The organism is Shewanella sp. SG41-4, from assembly GCF_014164505.1.
GTDB lineage: Bacteria > Pseudomonadota > Gammaproteobacteria > Enterobacterales > Shewanellaceae > Shewanella.
The window spans coordinates 1-2347 of sequence record NZ_JACJFI010000438.1 but is presented as its reverse complement, the minus strand read 5'-3'; the positions used below and the strand labels follow the sequence as shown (position 1 = coordinate 2347).

The following is a 2347-nucleotide window of genomic DNA, read 5'->3' as shown; positions in this document are numbered from 1 at the left end:
ATGTCAGCGACATCCAAGTCAATTTATTGTGTGCTGATATCAGAGACATCGACATCAAGAATGCGTCGATGGTGGTGCTAAACTTCACCCTGCAATTTTTACCAACCCATGATCGTGATGCGCTAATAAAACGTATTTACGATGGGATGTTACCGGGTGGAATTCTAGTCATTTCAGAAAAATTATTCTTTGAAGATAACCATATTCAACAATTACTAGATGAACAGCATTTAGATTTTAAGCGTGCAAATGGGTATAGTGAGCTCGAAATAAGTCAAAAACGCAGTGCATTAGAGAATGTTATGCGTCCAGACAGCTTAAAAGTGCACCAACAACGCTTTACCGAAAACGGCTTTGGTCACTTCTCAGTCTGGTTTCAATGTTTTAACTTTGCATCTATGGTAGCGATTAAATGATCAATTTTAGTTCTTTTTATAAAGACATTGCTGATTCGAACCTACAACACTGGTTAGAAACATTACCGGCAATTTTAGGTAAATGGCAACGAGATCATAAACACGGTAATTTACCTAAATGGGAAAAGGTGCTCAATAAATTACATTACCCTCAACCCGATAAAATAGATTTTAGCAGCAGTGTAACAATTGGAACCGGAGAACAACTCAGCCCCGGTCAAGTTGAAAAACTAACCAATTTATTGGCAGTATTTCAACCGTGGCGTAAAGGCCCCTTTTCCGTTCATGGTATTCAAATTGATACAGAATGGCGCAGTGATTGGAAATGGGATCGAGTCCAAAAATTTATTTCACCATTAAAAAATCGTACAGTGTTAGACGTAGGTTGCGGTAGTGGTTACCATATGTGGCGGATGTTAGGTGATGGTGCTACTCGTGTTGTAGGGATTGATCCTTCACCGTTGTTTTTATGTCAATTTGAAGCCATAAAGCGAGTTGCAGGTAATCAGCATCCGGTATATTTGTTGCCCTTAGGCATAGAAGAATTACCCGCATTGGATGCCTTTGATACTGTATTCTCTATGGGCGTACTCTATCATCGACGCTCACCGATAGTTCATTTACTACAATTACGCGACAAATTAAGAGTAGGTGGTTAACTGGTACTTGAAACACTGGTGATTGATGGCGATGAAAATGCGGTACTTGTTCCACAAGATAGATATGGCAAAATGAACAACGTTTGGTTTATACCATCGGTTGCGGCCTTGATGTTATGGTTAAAGAAATGCGAGTTTATCGATATTCGTTGTGTTGACATCGATATCACCTCGCTGGCAGAACAACGCAGCACCCACTGGATGAAAAATGAATCGCTAGTCGACTATCTGGATCCTAATGATGTGAGTTTAACCGTAGAAGGTTATCCCGCGCCCAAGAGGGCCATCATTATCGCAACAAAGAACCAACCGAATCACAATTTAGTATAATTAAAATTATTCAACAGGAATTGACATGTTAAAGCAGGTAATTGCTCTATCCGTTGCAGCGGCTCTCTTATCGGGCTGTGTAACCACTCAACAAACAACAACACCTCCGCTAACTAATGCTGATTTGAATAGCAGTTTGCAAGCTTCACAGGGCGTCATTATTGATGTAATCAATGCGCAGAATAGCCAACAGGCAAGCAATGTGACCGCGCTTTCTGATGAAATTAGAAAGTTAAAGACTCAGGTAAGCGCAGCCATGAGTCAAAAACCAAAAACCATTATTGTCCAACCACCGATACAAAAACAGGTTGAAGCTCCACAGCAGTGTCCAGAGAATATCTTAGGTGAAAAGTTTCTACTTGGAGAAGTAGAAAGTGTATTAGTTGATGAAGTTAAAACCAAGTTTGCAACACGAATAGATACCGGTGCTGAGTCATCATCTTTAGATGCGCGCAATATTGTATTATTTGAACGAGAAGGCGAACAATGGGTTCGCTATGACGTAATAACGAATGGTATAGACCAACCCTTCAATACCTTTGAATCAAAAGTTGAACGCTTCGTCCGTATCAAACAAGATGTTGATACGGCTGATGATCGTCGTCCAGTAATCCATGCCCATTTAAAAATAGGTAAATATGCTGCAGAAACAGATTTAAACCTTACGGATCGAAGCCACCTAGATTATCCTTTACTTCTAGGGCGCAAATTTATGAAAGATATTGCCATTGTTGATGTAGGTCAAATCTACATTCATGGTAAAGCCAAAAACCAAATTACCACGTTAATTAAGTAGGTTAAGTAATGCATTCACGCAAACCGTTTTACATATTCGTTGCGCTGCTCTTTATCATTGGTATCAGCACCAGCATATATCGTGGTGTTGAACACAATGTGCCTTTTTTACCTGGAGAACAGGTACAAAGTTGGGCTGTTGACGCC

Annotated in this window: 1 protein-coding gene and 2 pseudogenes; all 3 read left to right on the top strand. The window is 40.1% G+C overall.

The features are described from left to right. Positions 1-416, top strand: a pseudogene (locus H5202_RS20775) (carboxy-S-adenosyl-L-methionine synthase CmoA); the annotation flags it as partial. Further along, positions 413-1405 (top strand): annotated as a pseudogene (gene cmoB, locus H5202_RS20770) (tRNA 5-methoxyuridine(34)/uridine 5-oxyacetic acid(34) synthase CmoB). The pseudogenes H5202_RS20775 and cmoB, both read left to right, overlap by 4 nt. A 25-nt stretch (positions 1406-1430) precedes the next feature. Continuing rightward, positions 1431-2201 (top strand): ATP-dependent zinc protease family protein, encoded by a 771-nt coding sequence (locus H5202_RS20765; protein WP_182773734.1) that lies wholly within the window; start codon positions 1431-1433, stop codon positions 2199-2201. Positions 2202-2347: the final 146 nt, after the last annotated feature.

Excerpts from the sequence above, each read along its gene's own strand:
- H5202_RS20765 (WP_182773734.1), top strand. The coding sequence starts at position 1,431 with ATGTTAAAGCAGGTAATTGCTCTATCCGTTGCAGCGGCTCTCTTATCG.